This window comes from Bradyrhizobium iriomotense (genome assembly GCF_030160715.1).
GTDB lineage: Bacteria > Pseudomonadota > Alphaproteobacteria > Rhizobiales > Xanthobacteraceae > Bradyrhizobium > Bradyrhizobium iriomotense.
The window spans coordinates 20,422-43,962 of the sequence record NZ_BSOW01000014.1 but is presented as its reverse complement, the minus strand read 5'-3'; the positions used below and the strand labels follow the sequence as shown (position 1 = coordinate 43,962).

Genomic DNA, 23,541 nt, shown 5'->3' with positions numbered 1-23,541 from the left:
ATCGATTTCAACCGCGCGCAAGCTCACAGGGTTGCAGAGACAGCGGACGCACCACTCGCATCGATAGCGTTCCTCCATTTGAGGCAAGAATAATGATCACCAAGCGCAACTTCCTCCGTGCGGCCGCCTGTGCCGCCGCAAGCGTCGCGGCTCCTCGCGCATTCGCTCTCGGCAATCCCTCCTATCCCTCGCGCAGCGTGAAATGGGTGGTGCCTTACGCGCCCGGCGGCGCCACCGACGTGCTGTCGCGGCTGCTCTGCCAGCGCCTGTCCGACCGGCTCGGCCAGACCTTCGTGGTCGAGAACAAGCCCGGCGCCGGCAGCAATATCGGCACGCAGGCGGTGATCGCATCGGCACCGGACGGCTACACGCTGCTGCTGACCTCGACCGCGAACGCGATCAACGCGTCCTTCGATCCCGCGCTGCCCTATGATTTCGCCAAGACCATTGCGCCGGTTGCGGGCGTGGCGCGTATTCCGCTGGTGCTGCTCGTCAACAACGACCTGCCGGTGCAGACCGTTTCCGATTTCATCCTCTACGCCAGGGCAAATCCCGGCATGCTTTCGATCGCCTCCTCCGGCATCGGCACCTCGCTCCATCTGTCCGGCGAGCTGTTCAAGGCGCTTGCCCGCGTGCAGTTCACCCACGTGCCGTATCGCGGATCAGCGCCAGGATTGACCGACGTGATGACCGGCCAGGTGCACGGCATGTTCGACAACGTCACCTCGTCCTTCGAGTTGGTGCGGGCCGGCAAGCTGCGCGCACTCGGTGTCACGACACGCGAACGCTCCGACGTCCTGCCCGACGTGCCGCTGATCGCGGATACGCTGCCGGGTTACGAGACCTCGTCCTTCTACGGTGTCGGCGCACCGCAGGATACGCCGCGCGAGATCATCGATCTGTTGAACCGCGAGATCGACGCGGCGCTCTCCGACAACGAGATCAGGAGCCGCATCGCTGAGCTCGGCGCGACGGTGCTGCATGGCAATGCAAGCGAGTTCGGCAGCATGCTGACCGAAGAGACCGCGCGCTGGCGCAAGGTGGTACAGCTGTCGGGGGCGAAGAAGGAGTAGCGGCGCTAGAAGTACTCAGCGACTGAAAGTGCTGACCGAGCCGCAATCCCGCTGCGTTCCCTCCCCCCCTTGCTCCCCTTGCGTCGGAATGGTGGCCGGCGATGAAGGCTTCGCCCGCTCCGAGCTAGTAAGGCTGCTTGGGACGACGTCGCGGCTGCGGCTGGTCGTAGGCGTAGTAGGGATTGAGGTCGCAGGTCAAGCCGCGGCCGGAGGCCGAGGCGCGACACTGCTCCAGCGACGTGAACGAGCAGTCGAACCAATCGCTGCCGCCGCCACCGCGGATGCCTCCCGTGTAGACGTGCATGCACACAGGATAGCGCGGGTCGTAACGCTGTGCGCTGGCAGGCGTCGCGGCCTGGAGGGTGGCGATCGCGATGATGGATAGGAGTGGTATGCGCATCGGAAATTCCTCGAATCGGTGGCGACGACGGGCGTCGCGCCGATCCGATATGGCACAACACGGTGCCGGACGCGACCGTTTCGCAACATACCTCGCCCGTTTGTGACGCGCGCTTGGAAAATTCGACGCGGTTGCGGCGTCGCCTACCCGCCCAGCCCCTGCAGCACCAGGCGGTTCAGTCTGGCGGCGAAGGCAGACGGGTCTTCCGGCAATTCGCCGTCCAGGATCTGGGCCTGCTCCAGCAGCAGCAGGCAGAGATCATCGATCACCGTCGAGCCGGCCGGCGCCCTGGTAATCGCAGTGACCAGCGGATGGCGCAGATTGACCTCGAGGATCGGCCTGGAGCGCTCGCCCCGGTTCTGCTGCGCCAGGATGCGCTCGAGCTCGCGGCTCGGGCCATGGCTGTCGGCGACGAGGCACGAGGCGGAGCTGGTGAGGCGCGTCGACGCCTTTGCGTCGCTGACGCGCTCGTTGAGGGAGCCCTTGATCAGCGCGATGGTCGCGGCTTCGTCAGCCGCCGGCTCGTCCTTCTGCGCGTCGTCGACGCGCGGGATCAGGTCGAGATTGAGATCGCCCTGGCCCAGCGACTTCAGCGGCTTGCCGTCGAACGACATCGGCATCGAGGTCCAGAAGGCATCGACGGGATCGGTGAGCAGCAGCACCTCGATGCCGCGCGCAGCCGCCGCCTCCAGGCGCGGACTGGACTTCAGCCGCTCGATGCTGTCGCCGACGAGGTAATAGATCTCGGTCTGGTTCGGCTTGAAGTCGGCGACGACCTCCTTCAGCGAGCGTTTCTCGCCCGAGGTCGTCGTGAACCGCGACAGCGTCAAGAGCTTCTCGCGGCGCTCGAAGTCCTCGTAGATACCCTCTTTCAGGACCGCGCCGAAAGCGTCCCAGATCTTCGCAAAGTTCTCCGCGTCCTTCTCGGCGAGGCTTTCGAGCTCGGAGACGGCGCGGGTGGCGACCGCTTTGCGGATCTGCGCGAGCTGCGGGTTGTTTTGCAGCATCTCGCGGGAAATGTTGAGCGGCAAGTCCTCGCTGTCGACGACGCCGCGGATGAAGCGCAGATAGCCCGGCAACAGATCGGCATCGTCGGTGATGAAGACGCGCCGGACGTAGAGCTTCACCCGCCCCTTGCGCGACGGCTCGAACAGGTCGAACGGTTTCGTCGCCGGCGCGAACAGGAGCACAGCGTAGGAATAGCGGCCTTCGGCCCGATAATGCAGCGTCATCGCGGGATCGTCGAAGGCGGTGGCGATCTGCTGATAGGCCTTCTTGTAGTCGTCAGCTGTCAATTCCGATTTCGAGCGCTGCCACAGCGCGCTCGCCGAATTGATCTGGCGCGGCTCGCCTTCTGCGGGCACGAGCTCGATGGGAAAGAGGATGTTGTCGGAATAGGCCGAGACGATGCGCTGGATCTCGTAGTCTTCCAGATATTTCTTCGCATCCTCCTTCAGGTGCAGCACGATCTCGGTGCCACGGGTCACGCGCGCGGCATCTTCTTCGCCCGCGTGCGCGATCTCGAAACCGGAGCCGCCCGACGAGGTCCAGGTCCAGACGTCGCTCTCGCCGGCCCTGCGGCTGATGACGAGGATCCTGTCGGCAACCATGAAGGCGGAATAGAAACCGACGCCGAACTGGCCGATCAGGCCGAGGCCGTCCTTGGCCTCCTTCAGCTTCGCCACGAAAGCCTTGGTGCCCGAGCGGGCGATGGTGCCGAGATGGTCGATCAGCTCCTGCCGCTCCATGCCGATGCCGTTGTCGGCGATGGTCAGCGTGCCGGCCTGCTTGTTGGGGATGATGCGGATCTTGGGGGCGTCGCCCTCGCCGAGCAGCGCCGGGGTCGCGATCGCCTCGTAGCGGAGCTTGTCGCAGGCATCCGACGCGTTGGAAATGAGCTCGCGCAGGAAGATGTCGGTCTCGGAATAGACGGAGTGCACCATCAGGTGCAGGAGCTCGGACACCTCGGCCTGGAAGGGCTGCGAATGCACAGCCGTATCTGACGTCGTCATGCGTTTACCCGGATCGAAAATGGGTTGAGGAAAACCGGGATATAGCGCACGGGCGCGGCAGATCAAGAGGTTGTGATGGGGCATTTCTTCCTTCCTCCCTTGCGGGAGAGGGCAAGAAAAGTGCCGGGCCTTTGTTCACGAAAACGCTACTCGGATCGGGATATTCTTGCCGCTAGAAGCGTCGCCCCATCGATTCCAATCACCATTCTTTAGCAATGAATCCAACTGCCAAGACAAACCTCACGGCATTCAGCCACGATGCCAGGCTTTATCTCACGCTCGGGATTGCCAACTGGTCGATCTTCCTCGACCACATTCCGAATAATGTTGCCAATTTGCTGACCTTGCGCAATTTCGGCTTCAGCGGCGCCGCCGACCTGTTCGTGTTCGTGGTGGGTTACGGCGTCACGATCATCCACGGCAAGATGGCGATGGAGCGCGGCTTCGTCGTCGCGGCAACCCGCATCTTCCGCAGAGTCTGGCGACTCTATGCGGCCTACGTCGTGCTGTTCGTGATCTATATCGACGCCATTGCCTACGTCGCCTCGCAATCGACCGCGCCGGAGATTATCCACGAGTACAACATCTCGGGGATTCTCGAGCATCCCCTGCGCATCCTGGTGCGTGGGCTGGTGCTCCAGGAAGAGCCGCTCAACCTCGACCTGCTGCAATTGATGATCCCGCTGATGGCGTTCTTTCCGCTGGCGCTGTGGGGCTTGCTCCGCCGCCCGCACCTGACGCTGCTCGCCTCGATCGCGGTGTACTTCGCGGCGAGGTATTTCGGCTGGACGTTCCGGATCTCTCCGGACGGCGAATGGACCTTCAATCCGTTCTGCTGGCAGATGCTGATGGTGCTGGGCGGCTGGTTTGCGGTGACCGGCGCGCCGGCCCGCGCGCTTCAGGGCATGTCCTGGCTGCGTGCGCTCGCGGGCGCCTATCTCGTGTTCGCAATGGCGGTCACGCTGGCGCGGCATTCGCCGGCACTGTCCGCCTATCTGCCGGATGCCGTGCTCGGCATCTTCACGCCGAACGACAAGGAAAACCTCGCGCCGCATCGCGTGCTGCATTTCCTCGCACTCGCCTACCTCGCCACGTATCTGGTCCCGGCCGATCATCCGGCCTTGAAATGGAAATCGCTGCAACCGGTGATCCTGAGCGGTGAGGAATGGCTCGCGGTGTTCTGCGTCGGCGTATTCTTGTCCTTTGCCGCGCATCTGATCCTGATCACGGGACCCAATCTCGTCGCAATCCAGATCCTGGTCAGCCTCGTGGGCCTCGGGGCCATCGCAGCGGTTGCCTACTACATCTCCTGGTCCAGGCGGCAGGACCTGCCCGCCGCCCTGCGGCAGCGGGCCTAGGCGTCGGTCAGGCGATCGCGGCGAGATAGCGCGCGACGGATGCGTCGAACGCCGCCCTGGCACCGCCCGCGATGTTACGACCCCACCAGGCCCCATAGATGCGGTCGAACGCGAGCGGCGCGACGACGCCTGCGATCCGCCGCACCGCGGCTGCGTTCAGCGGCGTATAGTTCGGATAGGAATACATGAAGCTGACGAAGCGGCGGTCCATCGTCACTTGCGCGATGTCGCCGGTGAGCAGCGCACCCTTGCCATCCGCGCCACGCGGCCAGTGCAGCATGGAGGCGCCGGCGAAATGGCCGCCGCTGCGCAACAGGGTGATCTCGTCCGAGAGGCGATGACTGTCACCGGTCCAGTGCTCGATTGCGCGATGCGGCCGCGTCACCCATTGGCGATCGTCGGCATGGAGATAAACGGGCGCGTCGCCAAAGGCCTCGCTCCAGTCCGCGAGCGCGCCATAGTAGTGCGGATGCGAGATCGCAATCGCCTTCAGCCCGCCGAGCGATCTGACATGCTCGATCGCCTCGGTGGTTGCCAGCGGAATACAGTCCCACATCACGCAACCACCGCCATCGGGAACGAGCAGCGCCCGCTGGCCGATGGCAAAACCTGGATCGAGCGACAGGCCGGTCAGGCCGAGATCGTCCCGCCACACCACGCGGCAACGCGCCGCGAGAGCCTCGCGAGACAGAAAGGTTTGCCCCTTCCAGTTCACGAATTGCCGTTCGTCCTCGCAGATCGGACAGGATGACGGCGGCTGTTCGCTCGAGGGAAATTGCGCGCCGCAAGTTTCGCAGGTCCAGAGTGGCATGGCGTGCTCCAGGAAAGACATCCGTCAACAACGATTCAAAGATGTGACGTGCAGATCGCTCCTCCGCAAGGGCGGCTGGAACCAACGCCATCATCATCCGTTACGTTTTGGTCCACACAAGATCAAGGCAGCCCCGCCAACACCGGATTCGGTTGAGACCACGCTTGACGCATCGATGACATCGCGGTCCCCATCCTCACCTCGTCTCTGGCCCCTCTTCGCGCTCAATTTCTTCATGGCCGACATGCAGTCGGGCATCGGGCCGTTCGTCGGCGTGTTCCTCCAGGAGCGCGGCTGGGCGAGCGGGCTGATCGGCACCGCCATGACCATCGGCAACGTCGCGGGCATGCTGATCACGACGCCGATTGGCGGCTTCATCGACGCCAGCCGCAACAAGCGCCTTTGGGTGGTGATCCCCGGCGTCTGCGTCGTCCTCGCCTCCGCGATCATCCTGATCTCGCAGAACTTCTGGGCGGTGACGTTCTCGCAAGTGGCGCAGTCGCTGGCGAGCGCCGCGATCGTGCCGGCGGTGACCGGCATCACGCTCGGCATCGCCAGGCAAAAGGGCTTCAATGCGCTGAACGGCCGCAACCAGGCGTTCAACCATGCCGGCAACATGGTCGGCGCAGCGCTGTCGGGCTACCTCGGCTACAGCTACGGCTATGTCGCCGTGTTCGTGCTCGCCGCGGCATTCGGCCTCATCGCGATCGCCTGCGTGCTGATGATCCCGGCGAAATCGATCGACGACCGCGTCGCGCGCGGCAGCAAGGAGGATGACTCCAAGGCTCCGCCGGATGCGATGGCGATGCTGCTCAGGCACAAGCCGCTGCTCGTCCTGGCGCTGGCGCTCGCCATCTTCCATCTCGGCAATGCCGCGATCGTACCGCTCTATGGTCTTGCGGCGGTCGCCGAAGGCCAGGCCAACGGACCGAGCTTCGTCGCAACCACGGTGGTGATCGCGCAGGGCGTGATGGTGGTGACGTCACTGATCGCCATGAAGGCCGCGAGCAAGCGCAACTACTGGCCGGTGATCCTGGTCTCCTTCATGTTCCTGCCGATCCGGGGCGTGCTCGCCTTCTTCCTCACGGGATGGTGGGGCGTGGTGCCGGTGCAGGTGCTCGACGGCATCGGCACGGGATTACAGACGGTGGCGGTGCCCGGCGTGGTCGCACGCTCGCTCAACGGCACCGGCCGCATCAATCTCGGCCAGGGCGCGGTCATCACCGTGCAGGGCGTCGGCGCAAGCCTCAGCCCCGCGCTCGGCGGCTGGATCGCCGAATGGATCGGCTACGGCCCGACCTTCCTGCTTCTGGGCGGCTTTGGACTCGCGTCGACGGCGCTGTGGCTGGCGTTCGGGGCTGCGATGAAGAAGTATTGAGAACCCTTGACCCTCTCCCCGCCCGTCGCGGGGTGAGGGGTCGCTGCCGCGAACACGATGTCAGTTGGACCTGCGGAGCCCCCTCCTCTCCGTCATTGCGAGCGCAGCGAAGCAATCCAGACTGTCACCGCGGAGAGATTCCTGGATTGCTTCGCTTCGCTCGCAATGACGACACAGTGGCACGACGATGCCGCACCTCACGTCCCAAAGTTCTTCTGGATCGCCTTGTCGAGCGTATCGCTGCCGACGAAACGCTGGCGCAGCTCGCGCTTGAGCAGCTTGCCGCTCGGATTCTTCGGCAGGCTGTCGACGAACACGACGCGCTTCGGCACCTTGAAATGCGCCATCGATCCCGCGCAATGCCTGATCACGGTCTCCTCATCCAGCGTCTCGCCGGTCTTGACCACGATGATCGCGGTGACCGCCTCGATCCAGCGCGGATCAGGCAGTCCGACCACCGCGACCTCCGAGACCGCGGGAATCCGGTAGACCATCTCCTCGACCTCGCGGCTCGCGACGTTCTCGCCGCCGGTCTTGATCATGTCCTTCACCCGGTCGACGACGGTGATGTAGCCCTCTGCATCGACGGTGGCGAGATCGCCGGAATGAAACCAGCCGCCGGAGAACGCCGCCGCCGTCTTCACGGGATCGTTGTAATAGCCGGACAGAAGATGCGGGGAACGGTGCACGATTTCGCCGACGTCACCAACCCCGACATCCTCCATCGCCGTGTTGACCACGCGCGTCTCGACATTGATCGTCGGCTTGCCGGCCGAGCCGGCCTTGCGAAGCTGGTCTTCGGGCTGAAGCACGGTGGCGAGCGGCGCGATCTCGGTCTGGCCGTAGAAATTCCAGAATTTGACGTTCGGCAGGCGGCGCTGCAATTCAAGCAGCACCTCCACCGGCATGATCGAGGCGCCGTAATAGCCCTTTTGCAGCGTCGACAGATCGGTCTTGTCGAAATTGGGCGAGCGCAGCATCGCGATCCAGATTGTCGGCGGCGCGAAGAACGCGGTGATCCCGTGGGCCGCGATCAGCGCCAGAATGTTGTCGGCGGTCGGCTTGCCCGTGATCACGCCGGAGGCGCCGAGATAGATCTGCGGCCCCAGGAACACGTCGAGCTGGGCGCAATGATAGAGCGGCAGCGCGTGCAGCACGTTGTCATGCGCGCTCATGCCGCCATCGATGATGCAGCTCACATACTGCCACATGACGGCTTCATGGGTCAGCATCGCGCCCTTGGGCAGCGATTCCGTGCCGCTGGTGTAGATGATCTGGGCGAGATCGCGGCTGTCGACGGAGGCCTCGAGGAACGAACCGTCGGAATGCAAGAGATCGTCGAACGTGGTGATTTCAGCGGGCGGCGACGCCGGATCCTCGCCCGGCAGCCAGATCAGCTTCTCCACCGCGCAATCCTTGGCACTTGCGGCGCGCGCGGGCTCGACGAAATCGGGACCGGTCGCAAGCACCTTTGCGCCCGAATTCTTCAGGATGAAATTGATCTCGTCCGGATTGAGCATGAAGTTGATCGGCACCAGCACCGCGCCGATTCGCGCCACGGCGAAGCGCAGAGCCGCGAACGCATGTGAATTGCGCGACAGCACCGCAAGACGATCGCCCTTCCTGATACCGAGGCCGCGCAGGCCGCGCGCCAGGCGATTGCAGACCGCGTCCAGCTCGGCAAAGGTCCACTTCACGCTGCCGCAGCTCAGGGCCGGCTTATTCGGCTCGCGTTGCGCCGAACGGCGCAGGAGGTCGCCGATCGAATGCTCGCGGGCTTTGGAGATGGTGGCTCCGATGTCGCCGGTCATGTGGCTTCCCCCGTCATTCTGTTGTTCGTGGCGTTGAGGGAAGCTATAATTTCAACGGCGTTTCCGGTCAATTTCGTGCGGACCGGGGCGCGCATCGCGCGTTGCGGCGTCCTGACGCCTAAACGCAAGTCGCCGCGCGATTGAGCAGGGCCTCCAAGGCAGGCTCAGAGCTTGTGCCCCTTCTGGCGCAGCGCCTCAGTCAGGCGCTGCTTCAATTCGTCGCCGGCCTTGCGGCTGACGTCCTGGGCGATCTGCGCGCTCGCCTGCGCAAGCGCGTCCGATTTTTCCAGCAGCTTCCGCCCCGCCGGCTGGGCGTAGAAGGCCTCGATCTGGCGCAGCTCGTCGACGGTGAAGGTGGCGGCATAGACCGCGGCGATCTGGTCGATCATCTGGTCGACGAACGGCGCATAGATGTTCGAGCTCGTCGCCGTCATGGCGTCGAAGTCGCGCTCGATCTCGGGCCTGTCCTGGGACAGAACGGGGCGCAGCTTGAGCAGGAGCAGCGGCAGGAGCGCGCGATATTGCTCGGCCGTCTTCATCGTGATCACGAGCTTGCGCGCCGCGCCCATCGCCTCGGGCGACGGCGCCTGCGCCGACGCACTGCAGACGAGAAGCAGAAGGGTACCGACAATCGTCAACAAACGTCTGGACATGGACCTCTCCATGACAAATTACCTGGGCGCCGCGAATCCATTGTCAGCCGTGCGCGGGAGCCGCGGCGACCGTTCCTGCCTTTGCGACCTCAAGTGCGGGTTCGGGCTCCTCGACCTCAATCACGTCCACAAACAGGTCGGGCACTTTCGCGGCGCGATCCAGCACCCACGCAGCGCCGATCTGGATGAGAATGCCGGCAAAGCTGACCGCAAGCTGCTCCCAGACCCCCTTGGTATATTGGGTCAGGATCCAATGCGCGGCGAACGACAGGAACACGCCGAGACAGAAGATCGGCAGCGAGTGTTGGCCGCAAAGAATGGCGGGACGGAGCCATGTCTTCCTGACCGTCACCCAGTCGCGCGAGACGAAATAGGTCACTATCGTAGCCAGCGCGAGGAAATGTGTGAAGCGCAGCAGGTCCAGATCAGTCTTGTCGATCGGATAGATCATCTTGATCATCCATTTCGGGATCAGCGCTTCGAGCGCGGGAACGTGCCAGGTCATCACGATCACGAACGCGAACACCAGCCACGCCACCGCGATTCCCATGACAGGCTTCGACCAGACCCATTTCGCGATCTTGTTCACCTGCCCGCTGCCGCACCAGGCAGCGAACACGAACATCAGCTGCCAGCAGAACGGATTGAAGTACCAGGTCGTGCCAGGCGGATAGGATGCGATATTCCAGTCGAACTTGCGCGCAAGCACATAGAACGCCGCCGATCCAAGCAGCGTAAGGTTCGGGCGGCGCACAAGGCACCACACGATGAAGGGTGCGGCGAGCACCAGGATTATGTAAAGCGGCAGCACGTCGAGATTGACCGGCTTGTATTTCAAGAGGATGGCCTGGCCGATCAGTTCGTCCGGATGCTGGAGGAAATTGAAGACATTGAACTCGTTCTCATACATCGGGTTGTCGAACCGCCGCGCCGTGCGTGCGATCTGCGCGGTGAAGATCAGGAACAGCATGATGTGCGCGACATACAGCTCCGCGGCGCGCTTCCACAGGCGCTTGAGCGCCGCGAAGAACAGGCCGCCTTCAACGATCGGCGTGTAGATCCAGCCGACGAGATAGCCGGAGATGAAGACGAAGTACTCGGCGGCGTCGCTGAAACCGTAGTTGCGCAAGGTCAGCCACGACACGACGTCGTGCGGGATGTGATCGAGGAAGATCATCCACAAGCCGATGCCGCGGAAGAGATCGAGCCGAAGGTCGCGCTCGATCGGAGTCAAGAGAGCTGCCGTTTCCCGGTTGATCATGGCTCCGCCCCGTTTTCCAAGGACAGTCTTAAGGACAGTCTCGCGGCCGATGAGCCGCCAAATCAATCAATGCTGAAATCGATGCAACTGCGCCACCTAACCCGGTGGCTAGCAGCCAAGGTTAGCGGACATCGGCTCCGCGGAAAAGAAGCTTTGTCGGGTGAGGGGTAACCGGATCGCCTCGTCGGGCTTTCCCGCAACGCCGCGATCTGATCTCCTTTCGTATCGTCCTTGGGGAGGAGCCACGCGATGAACGTCGCCATCATTTGTACCGCCTTGCTCGGCCTGCTGCTGTTCGGCCTGGGGCTTTATGTCTCGATCCTGCGCGGCAGGTTCAGGCGGAGCATCGGCCATGATTTCGGCCCCACCGACCCTATTCACCGCGCGGTGCGGGCGCATGCCAACACGGCCGAATACGCGCCGTTCTTCGCGGTGATGTTTCTCTGGTTTGCAACGCGCCCGGCCCCTGGCTGGATCATCGTGACGATCGTGGTGGCGACCATCGCGCGATTCTCGCTTGCCGCCGGGCTGTTGTGGGGCAAGTCGCTCAACCGGCCCAACCCGGCGCGCTTTGCCGGCGCATTGTTCACCTATCTGAGCGGGCTGGCGCTGGCTGTCGGACTGGTGGTCGCGTGAGCCGCTCTCATTGGCCGGCGCATCGATCGGTTTAGGTGCTAGCCTACCCCCGTGATTCCCACTGAAGGACGGATCTTGCGCGAGCTCGCTGGCAACACGCCCAAAGGCCTCTCGGACAAGGGCTGCTCGGGTTCGCCGGCACGGGCGCTGCTCAGGATTTTGCGGCGCACATCGATCGCCGGGACAATCGCGCTCGTCATGCTGATGCAGGCGCTGGAGGCTCGTGCCGAGCCGGCCTTCGACGCCTGGCGCGCGCAGCTCTGGCTGGAGGCGCAGGCGCGCGGCGTGAAGCAGGCAGTGTTCGACCGCGCGACCAATGTCCAGCTCGACCTTGGCCTGCCGGATCTAGTCATCCCCGGCCGCCCCGTGAAGGAGCAGGCCGAATTCGTGAAGCTGCCGGCGGACTACCTGCCCCGGCAACAGCTCACCGGGCTTGCCAGGACGGGCGCGCGGCATTTCCAGAGCTATCGCGACCTGCTCGCGCGCATCGAGGCCGACTACGGCGTCCCCGGCAACGTCGTCATTGCGATCTGGGGCCGCGAGACCGATTACGGCGCCGAGGTGCAGCGCCATCCCGTGTTCCAGGCGCTGGTGACGCAAGCCTATCTCGGCCGCCGCAAGGACCTGTTCCGCAGCGAGCTCCTGATCGCGCTCGACCTGGTCCAGCAGGGCACCATCAGCATGGACGCGAAGGGCTCCTATACGGGAGCGATGGGCCACACCCAGTTCGAGCCCTCGGATTTCCTCAAATTCGCAGCCGATGGCGACGGCGACGGCAAGATCGATCTCGAGCGCTCCATACCCGACGCGCTCGCCTCGGGCGCCAAGCAGCTTCGCGACTATGGCTGGCAGCGCGGCAAGCGATGGGGATTCAAGGTTCGGCTGCCGCCGACTGTGAGTTGCGTGGAGAGCTCGCCTGACGTCAAGCGGCCGCTCGAAGCCTGGCTGAAGCTCGGCGTCATGCCCGTGGGCGATCCCGGCATCGCCACCGGCATGCTGCAGGACCCGGCTCAACTGGTCATGCCTGCCGGTGTTTACGGTCCGGCCTTCCTCGTCTTCGCCAACTTCCAGGCGATCCGCAGCTACAACCAGTCCGACGTCTACGCGCTGTTCGTCGGGCATCTCGCCGACCTCATCGCGGGCGGCGCCCCGTTCGTGACGCCCTGGGCCAGGCTCAAGCCGTTGCGCAACAGCGAGGTTGCGGCGATCCAGACGCAGCTCAACAGGAGTGGCTATTATTCCGATGCGATCGATGGCCGGCTGGGCACGGTCACAAGGCGGGCGATCGGACAATACCAACGCGCGCGGGCCTGACCGTCGATTGCTGGCCGTCGCAAGACCTGCTCGCCAGCCTGCGCGGCGCGAGACCGGCCCAAAACTAAAATGTCGAAAACAACCCCATGCAAAGGAGAACGGCCGCCGGCACGAGGCGATGCGGATTTTACGAAATCACTTGACGCGTCGGGCAAATCAGGGGTAATAGTCTATCATCGCCTACGTTAGCATTTGGCGAGGGCGGTCGCGGCTGGAATATTGGCGGCCTCCAACCTCGTCGATCTGCGTCAACAAGATTGCGCACCGCGTTCGCTCTCATCCAATCGACAAGGACCCGGCCCGGGCTATTTTATTTCAAGCATTTGCCGCTTGTAAGCTCCGTTTTTTCCAGCAAATTGCCACGCCTCCTTGCAGAACCGAGAAGGATTCGAGTCGTAGCTCGAGCGCGCATCGGCTCTCGAAACCGACAGGGCGACCTCCATTGTATCCATCTGCTGATCAGGTGTAACTCCAGCGTTTAGGAGCTCTTCGGCAATCGCGCGGTCGATTGTCACTAGATGCCGACAGTTGTCGTCGGTGCCCGCTACGATGATGCGCGCCACAAGATCGATGGTCGATTTCTGCTCGCGAGTAAAGTTCTCGGCTCTTGCGGGCGAGATCAGCGCCGTCAAAATCTGAAGAGCAACGATCGCATGCTTCATTGGCAACACTCCAGGTTACCCGTGTAAGATACTTTGCGACGGCGAACCTGGGTGGCTCGTTCTTTGTCTTGGACCAGATCGTATCGAAGATCCGCGTCGAGTTGCCGTGACCTTTCAAAGCGTGTCACTTGCCGCCTAGTCGGCGGCAACGCGGAGCGCCTCGCTTCGCACGGCCACAACCTTTTTCTCGGATCGGTTCTGCGCAAGAAGTGCGCGACCGCCCACGGGTATGCCGTGATCGGTCGGGCTGACTGTCGCTCCGGCAGCAAACACCGCCGCATAGGAGTTAGCACTTTCGACGCCCTCGGCGGGAGACGCCAAGTTCTGGTCCGCAACATCAACGCCCAGCAACACCGTCGCAACCACCGCCAAAGCGGCGGCGATCCAACCATTGGTCCAAACGGGTTTATGCTCAGAGTCTAGCTCTTCCATAACGACCACCTGCACAGCAGAACTCCCGGCAATCGTTCTAACTGGGCAACACTAAAAAAACGGAAAAGCTGCCCATCCTAATTTTAGGCAGCGATACAGTTTTGAAACTCGTACTAGGCTTTAGTGATACTCGACTATGCTTCAATGATACCTTTATCGCTTCTCGCGATCGCTTTAGCGCAGAGGCAGACAGCTGGAGTTTCGACGGGTTCTTTCTTGAGCGATTACGCATTGGCACGATTCTCGTCGTACACCCTTCGCGCCCGCGAGCAGCGCTTGGCAAGGCACGAGTGTCTGGACCAGCAACGCTGCCGCTGGATTCAATTGCACCGAACGAGACACATATCGCGCAGCTCTCGTGATGCGCTGCTTCCCATACCGGCATCACGATCTCGAAAACGGCCGCCAGCATGTCACATTGCTGATTTTACGAACTGGCTTGACGCGTCGGGCAAATCGCCGGCAATATTCCATCATCGCCGGCGATTGAATGTGTGGAAGCCGATTGAAGTGCAGCCGTGCCAGCGTCAATCTGTTCCGCGCACTGTTCGGCGAATGTCCGACGGCGTGGCGTTGTAGAAGCGCTTGAAGGTCCGGTTGAAGTAGGACAGATCGCTGAATCCACAGTCGAAGGCGATCGTGCTGATCGTGCAATCCAGAAAATGAGCGTCGCGCAACATCCTGTCGGCGTGCCTCAGCCGCAGGGTCAGGACGAATTCGGAAAACGTCGTGCCATCAAGTTCGAACAGCCGGTGGATGTAGCGTGGCGTCACGCGGTGACGGGCGGCTAGGACCGCAACCGATAGCTTACAATCGGCGAGATGCGCGCAAATGTCGGCCTTGACGGCATGCAGCCGCGCGGCCGCAACACTGCGCCGGGCGATTTCCGTCCCGTCCCGGGTCGCGCCGATTGCCAGCGCGGCGAGGTCGAGAACGTGCGTGATGACCGCGCTACCGAGCTCCGGCGTCAAGCCCGCTTTCTCGTCGTTCAGTATGCGGCAGTATCCGAGCAACAAACGCAAGGCCGGGTTATCCGCGCCGATCGGCCGCGCCAGGGCTGCACTGAAATCGGAAAGCCGGGGTTCGAGCAAACTGCGCGAGAGCCGCAAATTCAGATAATCGCATGCTGTTGAGCTCGCGCCCCAAATTTCACCACGCACGCCGTTGGCTGTCAGCGTCGCCTGCCCGTTGTGGAGCTCCGTCTCCTGATCCCCCTGCAACACGCTGCACCCACCACCTGTCCAGCTCACCACGAGCACGAAGTCGTCGTCGTCCGCTTGAGTGACCAGATGACGGCAGTGGATCGGCGACAGCCGGCCCGTCGAGAGGCCGAGCCCCGGCAGGGCACGGAATGACATGGTCGCGGCAAGCGGCTGATCGTGGAGCGGAGTGACGTCCAGCTTGAGCAACGAACGGGCAACGATCTCGCAAAAGGCTTCCTGTCGGTCGCGCTCCGGGAACGCGTCGGTCGAGAAGTGCATGGCCGAGAAATCGTTGGTGTCGCAGTTCTGCATATGGATTTCGATGTTGAATGAATACCGAAGGCCGCTTGCAGCGGATGTCCGCCCCGATTATCCCGCGCGGTGATTGGTCGATTTTATGTTGCGGCTGGTTCGAAATAGCTATCGAAATCAGCGCGCAGCGCAGGTTTGTTCGCGCTGGCCGCTGCGAAGCCGACGGCGAGTAGCGTTTGGTCCCAGTCGAGTATCGTTTAGTCCCAGCCTCTCGAGCCACGCTGCCGCCCGTGCGCAGCATGCGGCCGCGATGGTGGGCGAGAGCCAAAGAACCGGAGAACGGATCTCCATGGCATTTGAACGTGCTACGGCTTTCGTGCGACAAGGGTGCGCCGGTATTCGCGTAACCTGGAGGCCGTCTTGGCCAACGCCGACGAATTCGACCAGATCACCATCTCCAGCCGCTCATTTGCCGACCGCGAACGCACCGAAGCCTTTTGCGAGCTGTTTGGCCGCAATATCCTGAAGCTGGAGATGGACCCGCTAAAGGAGGTACCGTTCGACGTGGAGATGAATCTGCGCGCCTTACCGGGGCTCTCGATCGCAACGGCGCAGATGTCTGCGATGACCTGCCGCCATACATCGAGCATGATCGACAACGACGATCCGGTGCTTGTGTTCGTCCAAAGCGGCGTCGCAACCTATCGGCAGAACGGTCACGAGACCACACTGCGAGCCGGAGAAGCTGCACTGACGTCGAACGGGGTCGTCGGGACCGGGATCGGGCATACCGCGACCGGCATCGTCCACTTGCGGATTAGCCGATCCCTGATCGCACCGTTGGTTCCGAATCTCGACGACGCCGTAGGCAAACCGATCGATCGTGCAAGCCCCGAGCTGAGATTGTTTCTCGGCTACGCCGGGCTCCTCAAGGAGGATATTGCGCTTGCGTCTCCGGAGGCGCGCCGCTCAGTCGGGCTCCATTTGATCGATCTCAGCGCGCTCATGCTGGGCGCCGGACCGGAAGGCGCGGAGATTGCGCAGAAGCGTGGCGTGGCCGCCGCGCGGTTGCGAAGCATCAAGCAGCTGATCGTCGCTGACATCGGGCGGCGCGATTTGACACTGGGCACGGTCGCGGCAGACACCGGCATCTCCACCGCCTATGTTCGCAAGCTGTTCGAGACCGAGGGAACGACATTCACTGAATTCGTCCTCAGCCGTCGGCTAACTGCAGCGTATCGGATGCTGACCGATCACCGCCTCACCGATCGTCCGGTCAGCAGTATCGCCCGCGACACCGGCTTCAATGATCTGTCCTACTTCAACCGAACCTTCCGTCGCGCGTACGGCACGTCCCCGTCGGAAGTTCGGGGGGAGACGCGGCGCAGCCGAGGGACCCGGTGAGGGTGTTGACTCCATAGATGAGAGCCTTGCATCGGCGCGCGCTTACTCGGGAGACGACTATGAATGCGGTTCCCGCTCTACCCCGGTGTCAGCCTCGCCGCTGGTTCGCGCATGGCGCGCCGGCGAGGTGACGTACCTGAGGACAGTGCCTCGCCGCTCGACCTGCTCTTTGAGGAGGAGGCGCGCAACCTCAGCCAGGTAGTATCGCCACCAATTTTTCCGCAAGTCGTCTAGCATTTCAAGATCGCGGCTTACGAGATCGAACATGCAGACACCTGCGTGAAGGCGGAGCACCTTGGAGATTTCGGGGTCGAAAAAGGGGTCGGCACTGCTACAAGAATGACCCGGCTACTGACGCGATAGACCTGGTCTCACCGAGCGATGGCGCTGCGTCGCGCCATCGCCTCTTCAAGAGGAATGCCTGAATTCTCCATCCAGCCGCTTCTCACCAGCTCACCTTGAACGATCCCGTGCCGGCGTAGCTCTGGCTGCCCTTGGCAAACTCGCCGGTGAAGCGCGCGGACAATTCCGACCAGCGGTTCAGGGCCAGGCGCGAACCGACCTCGATCCGACCGGCGTCGGAGGCCGCGCGGGCACCTTCGACCGTGAAGGCCGCAACCGGCATCGAGATCATCGTGGCCGTGACGGCGCGGGTCGGGCTGAATTCATGCACCCAGGCGACGTTGGCGAACGGCATCCACATCATGCCGTTGCCGACCTCGACTCTCCCGTCGAACTTGGTGCCGAGGAACACCGGCAGGGAGGACACGGTGTGCGCAGCGTAGCTCAGGCCGAGCACGCCCGGCCCGGCGGCGGTGGTGCTGGTTTCGGTGTAGGCAGCCTGCCAGAGTTGCGCGGCCTGGATCGCCGCGTAGGGCGTGACCGAGACACGGGCGAAATCGTAGCTGCGGCCGACCTCGAACCGCCCGCCGAGCTGGTCGCTGCCGAATGAGCCCTTGGCGATCTCGTCCGCGCCGATGCCGGTGATGCTGCGCGTGGTGGAGTTGTTGAAATGGCTGTAGGCGAGTTGCGCCGAGACGTAAGCCGCGCCGAACCGCTGCATCGCATAGGCGCCGACATGAGCACCGTCGAGCCTGCCGGAGGTCGCGCGATCGTCGACGTTGAAGGTTGCGCTGGAGCCGCCGGCGGCGATGCCGACCAGCAGGTCGGGATTGACGAGATGATCGACACCGATGGAGCCGCCCACGACACGGTCGCTGAATCCGGCACTGCCGGTCGCCGCATCGCCCGACAGCGACTGCGCGGCGCCGAAGCCGGAAGCCCAGGCATGCCATTGCGGCTGCGCCAGCGGCGGCGCCTTCAGCGCGGCGAAGGCTGAGGTCGTCGGCCGCTCCTCGGCATAGCCGAGCGCGCCTGCGCTCGCATCGCTGCCCCGGCTGCCCGCGCGCCAGGCATTCATCTGGCCGTCCATGGTCTGGCCGAACTGCGCGCCGGCGGCGAAAGCCGTGTTCTGCGCTCCGCTGGTGCCCTCGCCGGAGAGCTGATCGAGCACACGCACTGAGACCGACTGCAACAGATTCGAATAGAACGTCGCCGCGCTGCCCGTCAGCGCGGTCGAATAGCCGGCCTCGAGCGCATTGCCGACCGCGCGCTGGTTGGCGGTCTCGCCCGACACGCTGCCAAACCCGATGCGAGTGAGCGTCAGGTCGACGGAGCCGGTGCTATAGGTCGCTGCTGCCGTCAAGAAGACTGACGACGAGACGATGCTGGAGAATTGCCCGGTCACCGCGCCGGAACTCTGCACCACGCCGCTATAGGTCGTCGACGATTGATAGAGGCCAGCCTGCACCACCGCACGCAAGGTGCCGCCGAGCTGGGCGGAATTGGCAAGCAGACCGTCGCTGTTGCCCGCATTGTCGACGCGCAGTGCCAGCGTGCCCTGCGCCGTCTGTGTGAACGCGCCGCCAAACGCGATGTTGCCGGTCGTCAACGCCGTCATTGGGTCGGTGATGGTGATGAGCCTGTTATTGGTCAGCGTGCCGGCGTTGCCAAGGAGGGACACGGCGCCATCGAGCGTGCCGTTGTTGGCGATGGTGTTGCCGGTGGAGCCGGAGGAAACCAGCGAGTAGCCGCCGACGCCGCCCTTGATCATGCCGTTGTTGATGAGCTTATTGCCGCTCCCCCCGAGAAACACCCCAGAGCCGGCGGTGCCGGTCGCAACGATGGTGCCGCTATTGATTACGATGTTGCCATTGTCGACGATGCCCAGGCCGCCATCGCCAGCGGCCTTGATTGTGCCGCTGTTGGTAAAATTGTTGCTCTTCCACAGGTAGACGCCCACGCTTTCGGAGCCGCTGCTGCTGCCGACCGTGATGGTGCCGGAATTTTGGATGGTGTTGCCGGTGCCGTCGACTTGGATACCGGTCGTATTGATGGCCCCGGTCAGGGTGATGGTGCCGGAATTTATGACCAGGTTGCCGTCGCCTCCGACTTGGAGGCCGCCGACGTAGCTCCCTGTCGAGCCGATCGCACCCGAGTTCGTCACGGTGTTGTTGTCGGCGGTCATGTGTATCGCCGTGGCCTGGTCGCCAACCGTGATCGTGCCGGCATTGGTGAAGGTATTGTTGTTGACGCCCTGCATGCCCTCGCTCAGGTTGCCGGTCGTAATGCTGCCGTTGTTGAGCGCGGTGTTGCCATCCGCGACGATGATCCCGACCTGCCCCGGGCCGACCGTGATCGAGGCGTTCGACTGGACCGTCAGGGTCAGGTTGTTTTCGGTGCCGGTGCCGAAGCCGGTGGTGCTCGCGCCGTCACAGCTCACGGTGCTGCCCGACTGCACGCAGGCGGCGATCGCCGGCCTTGCGGGGATCGCGACCATCGCGGCCGCCGACAACAAGAACGGAGCGGCGAACGTCGGGGCGCGCCCGAATCGCACTTTGGCGGCGAATGCCGGCAATTTCACAGTCTTCATCAGCACCGCACCATTTCTCGATTTCATCATTTGCCCCAATTCCTTGCCGCTGAAGCGGCTGTCGCCGGTAAATCGTCGCGATGACAGCGTCACCGATCGTCATCAGAACCTGACCGCAAACGTCCCCTTGACGCTCTGGTCGGTCGCGCTCCGCGCGAACTGGCCGCCATAGGCGACGCCGAACGTCGCAGTCGGGGTGATGGCAAGATCGAGTCCGGCTTCGACGAGCGCCGCATCGCGCGCGATCGGCACGCCGGCGACGGTGAAGGCGGAGCCGCCCGAGAAGGCGAGGGTCGAGAGCGGCACGGTGTCGCCGTATGCGTGGCGCCAGCCGAGCGTGCCGCGCGCGGTCATGCCCATGCCACTGAGCGTCGCGACCTGCGATGCGCCGCGCAGGCCCAACGTGGTGAAGGTAACGCCGGTCTTGTCGGCCTGGCTGGTGAGAGCCGCCGCGCCGCCCTGCTCGACGAAGCCGCCGGTCGAGAGATTGACATAGGCCAGATTGGCGAAGGGCTCGAACGAGAGCTTGCCGGCCGAGGTGCGCCCGGCGTCGATGCGATAGCCGAACTCGCCGAACACCTGCGCCGTCCGCGCGCCGTAGCTGCTCCTCAGCATATCGACGAAGCCCGGGAACGCGGCCGTGCGGGACATGCTGAGATCGTGCCAGGTGTAGATGCCGCCGGTGCGGAAGGCGAGGTTGCCCCATTGCGTGCCGCCATAAAGGCCGAGGCTGTAGTCGTCGCTGCTGCCGGACGACATGCGGTCGCCGACCCGTACGTTGGAATGGCCGTAGCCGCCGAGCAAACCGACGCGCCAGGTTTCGGCGACGCGGCCATCGCTGCCGACCACGATCCCGCCAACACTGCGGCCGAGCGAGGCGGCATTGCCGTCGGCGCCGGTCGAGCCCCAGGAGCCGAAGCTGCGCGCCCACACGGCAAACCGATCAGTGTCGGCTGGCGCCGTCACCGGCCCGACTGCGGCGTAGGCCATCGCCGCCATCGACGGCCCACCGACGCTGTCGAACGCCGCGCGCAGGCGATCCAGCGCAGCGTCCCGCGTGAAGCGGCTGTCGTCGATCAGGACATTCTTGGCCGAGGCATGGATCTCGCCGGAAAGCTGGTCGAAGGCATTTTGAGCCTGCGACGCCGAGAGATTGAGCAGCGCGTTTGAGACGGCGCCGCCCATGCCCAGGCTGTCGATGCCGCCAGCGGTCGCGATCTGGTTCGGCGTGACGCCGACGGCTGCGAAACTGACGCTGTTGCGGGTCAGCGTGAGATAGACGTCGTTGGCATCGTAGCTGAGCGACGGCGTGAGGAAGGCGAGGTTCGAGGTGACGCCGGCAAAGGTGCCGTTGACGCCGGCAGCGGCGGTGAGGATGGTGTAGTTGGTGCTTGCGGCGTAATTGCCGGCGCCGGCCAGCACCTGCACCGTGCTGCCGTTGATGATCGCAATATTGCCGGAAGCGATCTTGTCGCTCTGCCCTGCGGCATTGACTGCGACCTGGTAAACCGAATTGGGTGCGAAGTTGACGTTGCCGAGGGCGCTCAGCGTGGAATAATTGCCAGGGGCGATGATACCGCCCGTATTGGCAGCAATGCCGCCGACGGTGCCGCTGCCGCCGAGGATTCCGCCGTTCGCCACCATCACCAGGGAGCCCAACGAACCACTCACCGCGAGCCGGCCGCCGCTTACGCTGGTCCCGCCGGTGAAGCCGCTGGAATCGCCGGTCAGGATGGTCTCGCCCGCGAGTTGGTTGATCGTACCGTTACCGCTGATGGCGGCCGCGAACACGTAGCCCGAACCGGTGTGGTTGAAATTGATGGTGCCGGTGCCGATGCCGAATTGCACGGTCGTCGCGTTCAGCGTACCCGGCGCCACCGGCGTCGATCCCGGCGCCGCACCGATGTTGAGCGTGCCTGTCCCGCCCAGATCCGCGATCGCAACGGCAGAGGTCACAAAGGGACCAACGCCGGCCGCCGAAACAACGGCTCCGTTGCTGATGGTCAGCGCGCCAGCGCCCATGGAGCCGATGATGAGCTGGCCGGTGGTTGCGAATGTCGAATTCGCACCATCCACCAAAACTAAGCCGGCGCCGGTGCCGGTGTTGCCGATGAGGCTGTTCTTGGCGATTGTGACGGAGCCGCCATTTGCGACTTGCAAAAGCCCCTCGCCGGCATTGCCGACGGTGAGCGAAGTGGTGACCTTCAAGGAGGAGCCTGCACCATCAACGTCGATGCTACCGTAGGCACCCGAATTTGCTGACGTTTCGACGGCGTAGGCCGTGACGGCGCCTCCGGCGAGGACCGATAACGATCCAGCCCTGACCGTTCCGACTGTAATGAAGCCGCCAGAGGTCAATGTCGAGCCTGCCCCGACTACGGCGACGTCGCCGGTCGAACCGGCAAGCTGCGCGATGTCGACATTGCCTAGAACGTTGAGTGTTCCGCCGTTCACGACCGTCACGGTTCCCCAGCCGCTCTGACCGACAACGAGCGTCTGGGCGTTTGCACTCCCGCCGCTGACGACCGCCCCATTCGGCGTCACGGCGTCGACGGTGACCGCATCCGTCGATTGCGGTACATTCGCGCTCCAATTCCCAGGGTTGTACCAGTCGTTCGAGTTCGCACCGGTCCAGTCCGTGGTCCCCGCCTCGGCCGACGACATCCAACCTACGCCCACCAGCGCAGTCGAGCCGAGCAGCAGAGCCGCAAGCGGCCTGCTCAGGCGCCGTCGCAGCGCCCCGCGGGAGCCGTCGGATCGAATGGATTTGGCGCAGGCGAAGCTAATCATCATGCAGACTCTCAGGACGAACTGACGGAGGAAACGTTTGGCGAATACGGTGAATTGGCGTTCCGCAAAGAACGATAGTCGGCGACCCGCGCGCGGGCTTGGACCGGATCGAACAACGGCTAGGCCTCTGCGCTACACATCGCCGGGTTCGCGGCGTGTGTTGCGGAACGACCACACGGACTGGGCCGTCAGGGCACGAAGCCTTTGCGCGTCGGCCGCGTTCGGATGTCCGACGGTGTCGCGCCGTAGTAGCGGCGAAAGGACCGGTTGAAATAGGACAGGTCGCCAAAGCCGCATTCGAAGGCGATGACGCTGATCGGCCGATCGGCGAGGGTGGGATCGACCAGCATGCGATAGGCGCGGCTCAGCCGTTGTATCAGAACGAAATGGCTGAGGCTGGTGCCGTCATTGTCGAACAGCTTGCGGATGTAGGCCGGCGAAATGCCGTGCCGCAGAGCGAGCGCTTCCGCGGAAAGGTCGCGCCGCATGATATTCGCAGTGATGTCCGCCTTGAGCGCCCTGAGCCGCGCCGCGCGAACGCCGCGTCCGCTGGCGACATCCGCCGCTTCGCGTGTCGCGCCCACCGCTAATCCAACGAGATCCCGCAAGTGGGCTGCGCACGCCGCCCTGAGGTCCGGCGTTGAAGCTTCAAGGCGCCCTTCCTGTAGAAGCGCGAGATAGTTACTGAGAAGACGCATCGGCGCCAGATCCGCCGGCAGCAGGCGCATCAGAGCGCCGTCGATGTCGGCAACAGGGATCAGCGCGCGCGGAACGACGAGCGCCACAAAATCGATCGGCATGCCGTAGTCGCAGCTTCCAACCGAAGCGTTGGACCAGAGCACCGCTTGGCCTTTGCGAAAAACCACCTCGCGCCCACGCTGGCTGATCGTCGCCTCGCCGTCGGTCATCACGGCAAAGACGAAATCGTCGCTGCCGTCTGCAACCAGGTTCGGCGTGCGCGTCACCCGATTGGCGGAGCTGCTGATCGAGGCGATGGTGACACCAGGCAGGGCATGAATTTGCGCTGCGCTGCGGAAGGGCTCGCCCCGGGCCGGGTTCATCTCCATCTTCACGACCGAACGGCCGAAAACCTCGCGCCAGGCCTCGATCTTGTCGTTGTCGGCGAAGGCATCGGTCGAAAACTTAAGATGCGACAAACG

At 63.7% G+C, this 23,541-nt stretch carries 20 protein-coding genes; 8 read left to right on the top strand and 12 right to left on the bottom strand.

Translation table 11 applies throughout. From position 1 onward, the window contains the following. Positions 1 to 92 precede the first annotated feature (92 nt). Positions 93 to 1,073 (top strand): Bug family tripartite tricarboxylate transporter substrate binding protein, encoded by a 981-nt coding sequence (locus QQL28_RS20515; protein WP_284268169.1) that lies wholly within the window; start codon positions 93 to 95, stop codon positions 1,071 to 1,073. Between the two features lie 124 nt (positions 1,074 to 1,197). On the opposite strand, the gene QQL28_RS20510 is transcribed toward QQL28_RS20515, so the two are convergent. Continuing rightward, complete coding sequence (locus QQL28_RS20510) at positions 1,198 to 1,473, bottom strand: DUF3551 domain-containing protein (protein WP_284268168.1); 276 nt, start codon at positions 1,471 to 1,473, stop codon at positions 1,198 to 1,200. Between the two features lie 143 nt (positions 1,474 to 1,616). Next, a complete protein-coding gene (gene htpG, locus QQL28_RS20505) occupies positions 1,617 to 3,485 on the bottom strand; it encodes a molecular chaperone HtpG (protein ID WP_284268167.1) in 1,869 nt (622 codons plus the stop codon). A 215-nt stretch (positions 3,486 to 3,700) separates the two neighbouring features. Between htpG and QQL28_RS20500 the strand changes: the two genes are divergently transcribed. Next, on the top strand, positions 3,701 to 4,843 hold the full coding sequence (locus QQL28_RS20500) for an OpgC domain-containing protein (RefSeq protein ID WP_284268166.1): 1,143 nt from the start codon (positions 3,701 to 3,703) through the stop codon (positions 4,841 to 4,843). 7 nt (positions 4,844 to 4,850) lie between these two features. Here the strand turns inward: QQL28_RS20500 and QQL28_RS20495 are convergent, their stop codons facing one another. Further along, on the bottom strand, positions 4,851 to 5,654 hold the full coding sequence (locus tag QQL28_RS20495; RefSeq protein ID WP_284268165.1) for an MBL fold metallo-hydrolase: 804 nt from the start codon (positions 5,652 to 5,654) through the stop codon (positions 4,851 to 4,853). A gap of 175 nt (positions 5,655 to 5,829) precedes the next feature. Here QQL28_RS20495 and QQL28_RS20490 point away from each other — a divergent pair, with 175 nt between their 5' ends. Then, positions 5,830 to 7,032: an MFS transporter gene (locus QQL28_RS20490; RefSeq protein WP_284268164.1), complete on the top strand. Its 1,203-nt coding sequence runs from the start codon at positions 5,830 to 5,832 to the stop codon at positions 7,030 to 7,032. Positions 7,033 to 7,229: 197 nt separating this feature from the next. Here the strand turns inward: QQL28_RS20490 and QQL28_RS20485 are convergent, their stop codons facing one another. The 3 genes from QQL28_RS20485 to QQL28_RS20475 all read right to left on the bottom strand — a co-directional run bounded on the left by QQL28_RS20485 (position 7,230) and on the right by QQL28_RS20475 (position 10,757). Then, the gene (locus tag QQL28_RS20485) at positions 7,230 to 8,843 is read right to left on the bottom strand and encodes an acyl-CoA synthetase (RefSeq protein WP_284268159.1); all 1,614 of its coding nucleotides are present in this window, start codon (positions 8,841 to 8,843) and stop codon (positions 7,230 to 7,232) included. 164 nt (positions 8,844 to 9,007) lie between these two features. Further along, on the bottom strand, positions 9,008 to 9,496 hold the full coding sequence (locus QQL28_RS20480; RefSeq protein ID WP_284268158.1) for a DUF2059 domain-containing protein: 489 nt from the start codon (positions 9,494 to 9,496) through the stop codon (positions 9,008 to 9,010). A gap of 43 nt (positions 9,497 to 9,539) precedes the next feature. Beyond that, positions 9,540 to 10,757 carry an OpgC domain-containing protein gene (locus QQL28_RS20475; protein WP_284268157.1) on the bottom strand — a complete coding sequence of 406 codons (1,218 nt, stop codon included), beginning with the start codon at positions 10,755 to 10,757 and terminating at the stop codon, positions 9,540 to 9,542. A 249-nt stretch (positions 10,758 to 11,006) separates the two neighbouring features. Here QQL28_RS20475 and QQL28_RS20470 point away from each other — a divergent pair, with 249 nt between their 5' ends. After that, positions 11,007 to 11,393, top strand: a complete 387-nt coding sequence (locus tag QQL28_RS20470; protein WP_284268156.1) for an MAPEG family protein — start codon at positions 11,007 to 11,009, stop codon at positions 11,391 to 11,393. A gap of 75 nt (positions 11,394 to 11,468) precedes the next feature. Beyond that, positions 11,469 to 12,707 (top strand): lytic murein transglycosylase, encoded by a 1,239-nt coding sequence (locus QQL28_RS20465; RefSeq protein ID WP_284268154.1) that lies wholly within the window; start codon positions 11,469 to 11,471, stop codon positions 12,705 to 12,707. Positions 12,708 to 13,012: 305 nt separating this feature from the next. Here QQL28_RS20465 and QQL28_RS20460 read toward each other — a convergent pair whose 3' ends face one another. The 3 genes from QQL28_RS20460 to QQL28_RS20450 form a co-directional block, all read right to left on the bottom strand. Further along, positions 13,013 to 13,369 carry a hypothetical protein gene (locus QQL28_RS20460; protein WP_284268152.1) on the bottom strand — a complete coding sequence of 119 codons (357 nt, stop codon included), beginning with the start codon at positions 13,367 to 13,369 and terminating at the stop codon, positions 13,013 to 13,015. A 135-nt stretch (positions 13,370 to 13,504) separates the two neighbouring features. After that, positions 13,505 to 13,816 (bottom strand): hypothetical protein, encoded by a 312-nt coding sequence (locus QQL28_RS20455; RefSeq protein WP_284268150.1) that lies wholly within the window; start codon positions 13,814 to 13,816, stop codon positions 13,505 to 13,507. Between the two features lie 512 nt (positions 13,817 to 14,328). Next, positions 14,329 to 15,315: an AraC family transcriptional regulator gene (locus QQL28_RS20450; protein WP_284268148.1), complete on the bottom strand. Its 987-nt coding sequence runs from the start codon at positions 15,313 to 15,315 to the stop codon at positions 14,329 to 14,331. A gap of 17 nt (positions 15,316 to 15,332) precedes the next feature. Between QQL28_RS20450 and QQL28_RS20445 the strand changes: the two genes are divergently transcribed. The 3 genes from QQL28_RS20445 to QQL28_RS20435 all read left to right on the top strand — a co-directional run bounded on the left by QQL28_RS20445 (position 15,333) and on the right by QQL28_RS20435 (position 16,893). Further along, positions 15,333 to 15,488 (top strand): hypothetical protein, encoded by a 156-nt coding sequence (locus tag QQL28_RS20445; protein ID WP_284268146.1) that lies wholly within the window; start codon positions 15,333 to 15,335, stop codon positions 15,486 to 15,488. A 187-nt stretch (positions 15,489 to 15,675) separates the two neighbouring features. Next, positions 15,676 to 16,659 carry an AraC family transcriptional regulator gene (locus tag QQL28_RS20440; RefSeq protein ID WP_284268144.1) on the top strand — a complete coding sequence of 328 codons (984 nt, stop codon included), beginning with the start codon at positions 15,676 to 15,678 and terminating at the stop codon, positions 16,657 to 16,659. A 63-nt stretch (positions 16,660 to 16,722) separates the two neighbouring features. Next, complete coding sequence (locus QQL28_RS20435) at positions 16,723 to 16,893, top strand: hypothetical protein (protein ID WP_284268143.1); 171 nt, start codon at positions 16,723 to 16,725, stop codon at positions 16,891 to 16,893. Between the two features lie 211 nt (positions 16,894 to 17,104). Here the strand turns inward: QQL28_RS20435 and QQL28_RS20430 are convergent, their stop codons facing one another. The 3 genes from QQL28_RS20430 to QQL28_RS20420 all read right to left on the bottom strand — a co-directional run bounded on the left by QQL28_RS20430 (position 17,105) and on the right by QQL28_RS20420 (position 23,538). Then, the gene (locus tag QQL28_RS20430; RefSeq protein WP_284268141.1) at positions 17,105 to 19,621 is read right to left on the bottom strand and encodes an autotransporter outer membrane beta-barrel domain-containing protein; all 2,517 of its coding nucleotides are present in this window, start codon (positions 19,619 to 19,621) and stop codon (positions 17,105 to 17,107) included. Positions 19,622 to 19,693: 72 nt separating this feature from the next. After that, positions 19,694 to 22,384 carry an autotransporter outer membrane beta-barrel domain-containing protein gene (locus tag QQL28_RS20425; RefSeq protein ID WP_284268139.1) on the bottom strand — a complete coding sequence of 897 codons (2,691 nt, stop codon included), beginning with the start codon at positions 22,382 to 22,384 and terminating at the stop codon, positions 19,694 to 19,696. Positions 22,385 to 22,569: 185 nt separating this feature from the next. After that, positions 22,570 to 23,538 (bottom strand): AraC family transcriptional regulator, encoded by a 969-nt coding sequence (locus QQL28_RS20420; protein ID WP_284268137.1) that lies wholly within the window; start codon positions 23,536 to 23,538, stop codon positions 22,570 to 22,572. Positions 23,539 to 23,541 lie beyond the last annotated feature (3 nt).

Excerpts from the sequence above, each read along its gene's own strand:
- QQL28_RS20515 (WP_284268169.1), top strand. The coding sequence starts at position 93 with ATGATCACCAAGCGCAACTTCCTCCGTGCGGCCGCCTGTGCCGCCGCA.
- QQL28_RS20510 (WP_284268168.1), bottom strand. The coding sequence starts at position 1,473 with ATGCGCATACCACTCCTATCCATCATCGCGATCGCCACCCTCCAGGCC.
- htpG (WP_284268167.1), bottom strand. The coding sequence starts at position 3,485 with ATGACGACGTCAGATACGGCTGTGCATTCGCAGCCCTTCCAGGCCGAG.
- QQL28_RS20500 (WP_284268166.1), top strand. The coding sequence starts at position 3,701 with ATGAATCCAACTGCCAAGACAAACCTCACGGCATTCAGCCACGATGCC.
- QQL28_RS20495 (WP_284268165.1), bottom strand. The coding sequence starts at position 5,654 with ATGCCACTCTGGACCTGCGAAACTTGCGGCGCGCAATTTCCCTCGAGC.
- QQL28_RS20490 (WP_284268164.1), top strand. The coding sequence starts at position 5,830 with ATGACATCGCGGTCCCCATCCTCACCTCGTCTCTGGCCCCTCTTCGCG.
- QQL28_RS20485 (WP_284268159.1), bottom strand. The coding sequence starts at position 8,843 with ATGACCGGCGACATCGGAGCCACCATCTCCAAAGCCCGCGAGCATTCG.
- QQL28_RS20480 (WP_284268158.1), bottom strand. The coding sequence starts at position 9,496 with ATGTCCAGACGTTTGTTGACGATTGTCGGTACCCTTCTGCTTCTCGTC.
- QQL28_RS20475 (WP_284268157.1), bottom strand. The coding sequence starts at position 10,757 with ATGATCAACCGGGAAACGGCAGCTCTCTTGACTCCGATCGAGCGCGAC.
- QQL28_RS20470 (WP_284268156.1), top strand. The coding sequence starts at position 11,007 with ATGAACGTCGCCATCATTTGTACCGCCTTGCTCGGCCTGCTGCTGTTC.
- QQL28_RS20460 (WP_284268152.1), bottom strand. The coding sequence starts at position 13,369 with ATGAAGCATGCGATCGTTGCTCTTCAGATTTTGACGGCGCTGATCTCG.
- QQL28_RS20450 (WP_284268148.1), bottom strand. The coding sequence starts at position 15,315 with ATGCAGAACTGCGACACCAACGATTTCTCGGCCATGCACTTCTCGACC.
- QQL28_RS20445 (WP_284268146.1), top strand. The coding sequence starts at position 15,333 with ATGAATACCGAAGGCCGCTTGCAGCGGATGTCCGCCCCGATTATCCCG.
- QQL28_RS20435 (WP_284268143.1), top strand. The coding sequence starts at position 16,723 with ATGCGGTTCCCGCTCTACCCCGGTGTCAGCCTCGCCGCTGGTTCGCGC.
- QQL28_RS20430 (WP_284268141.1), bottom strand. The coding sequence starts at position 19,621 with ATGATGAAATCGAGAAATGGTGCGGTGCTGATGAAGACTGTGAAATTG.
- QQL28_RS20425 (WP_284268139.1), bottom strand. The coding sequence starts at position 22,384 with ATGATGATTAGCTTCGCCTGCGCCAAATCCATTCGATCCGACGGCTCC.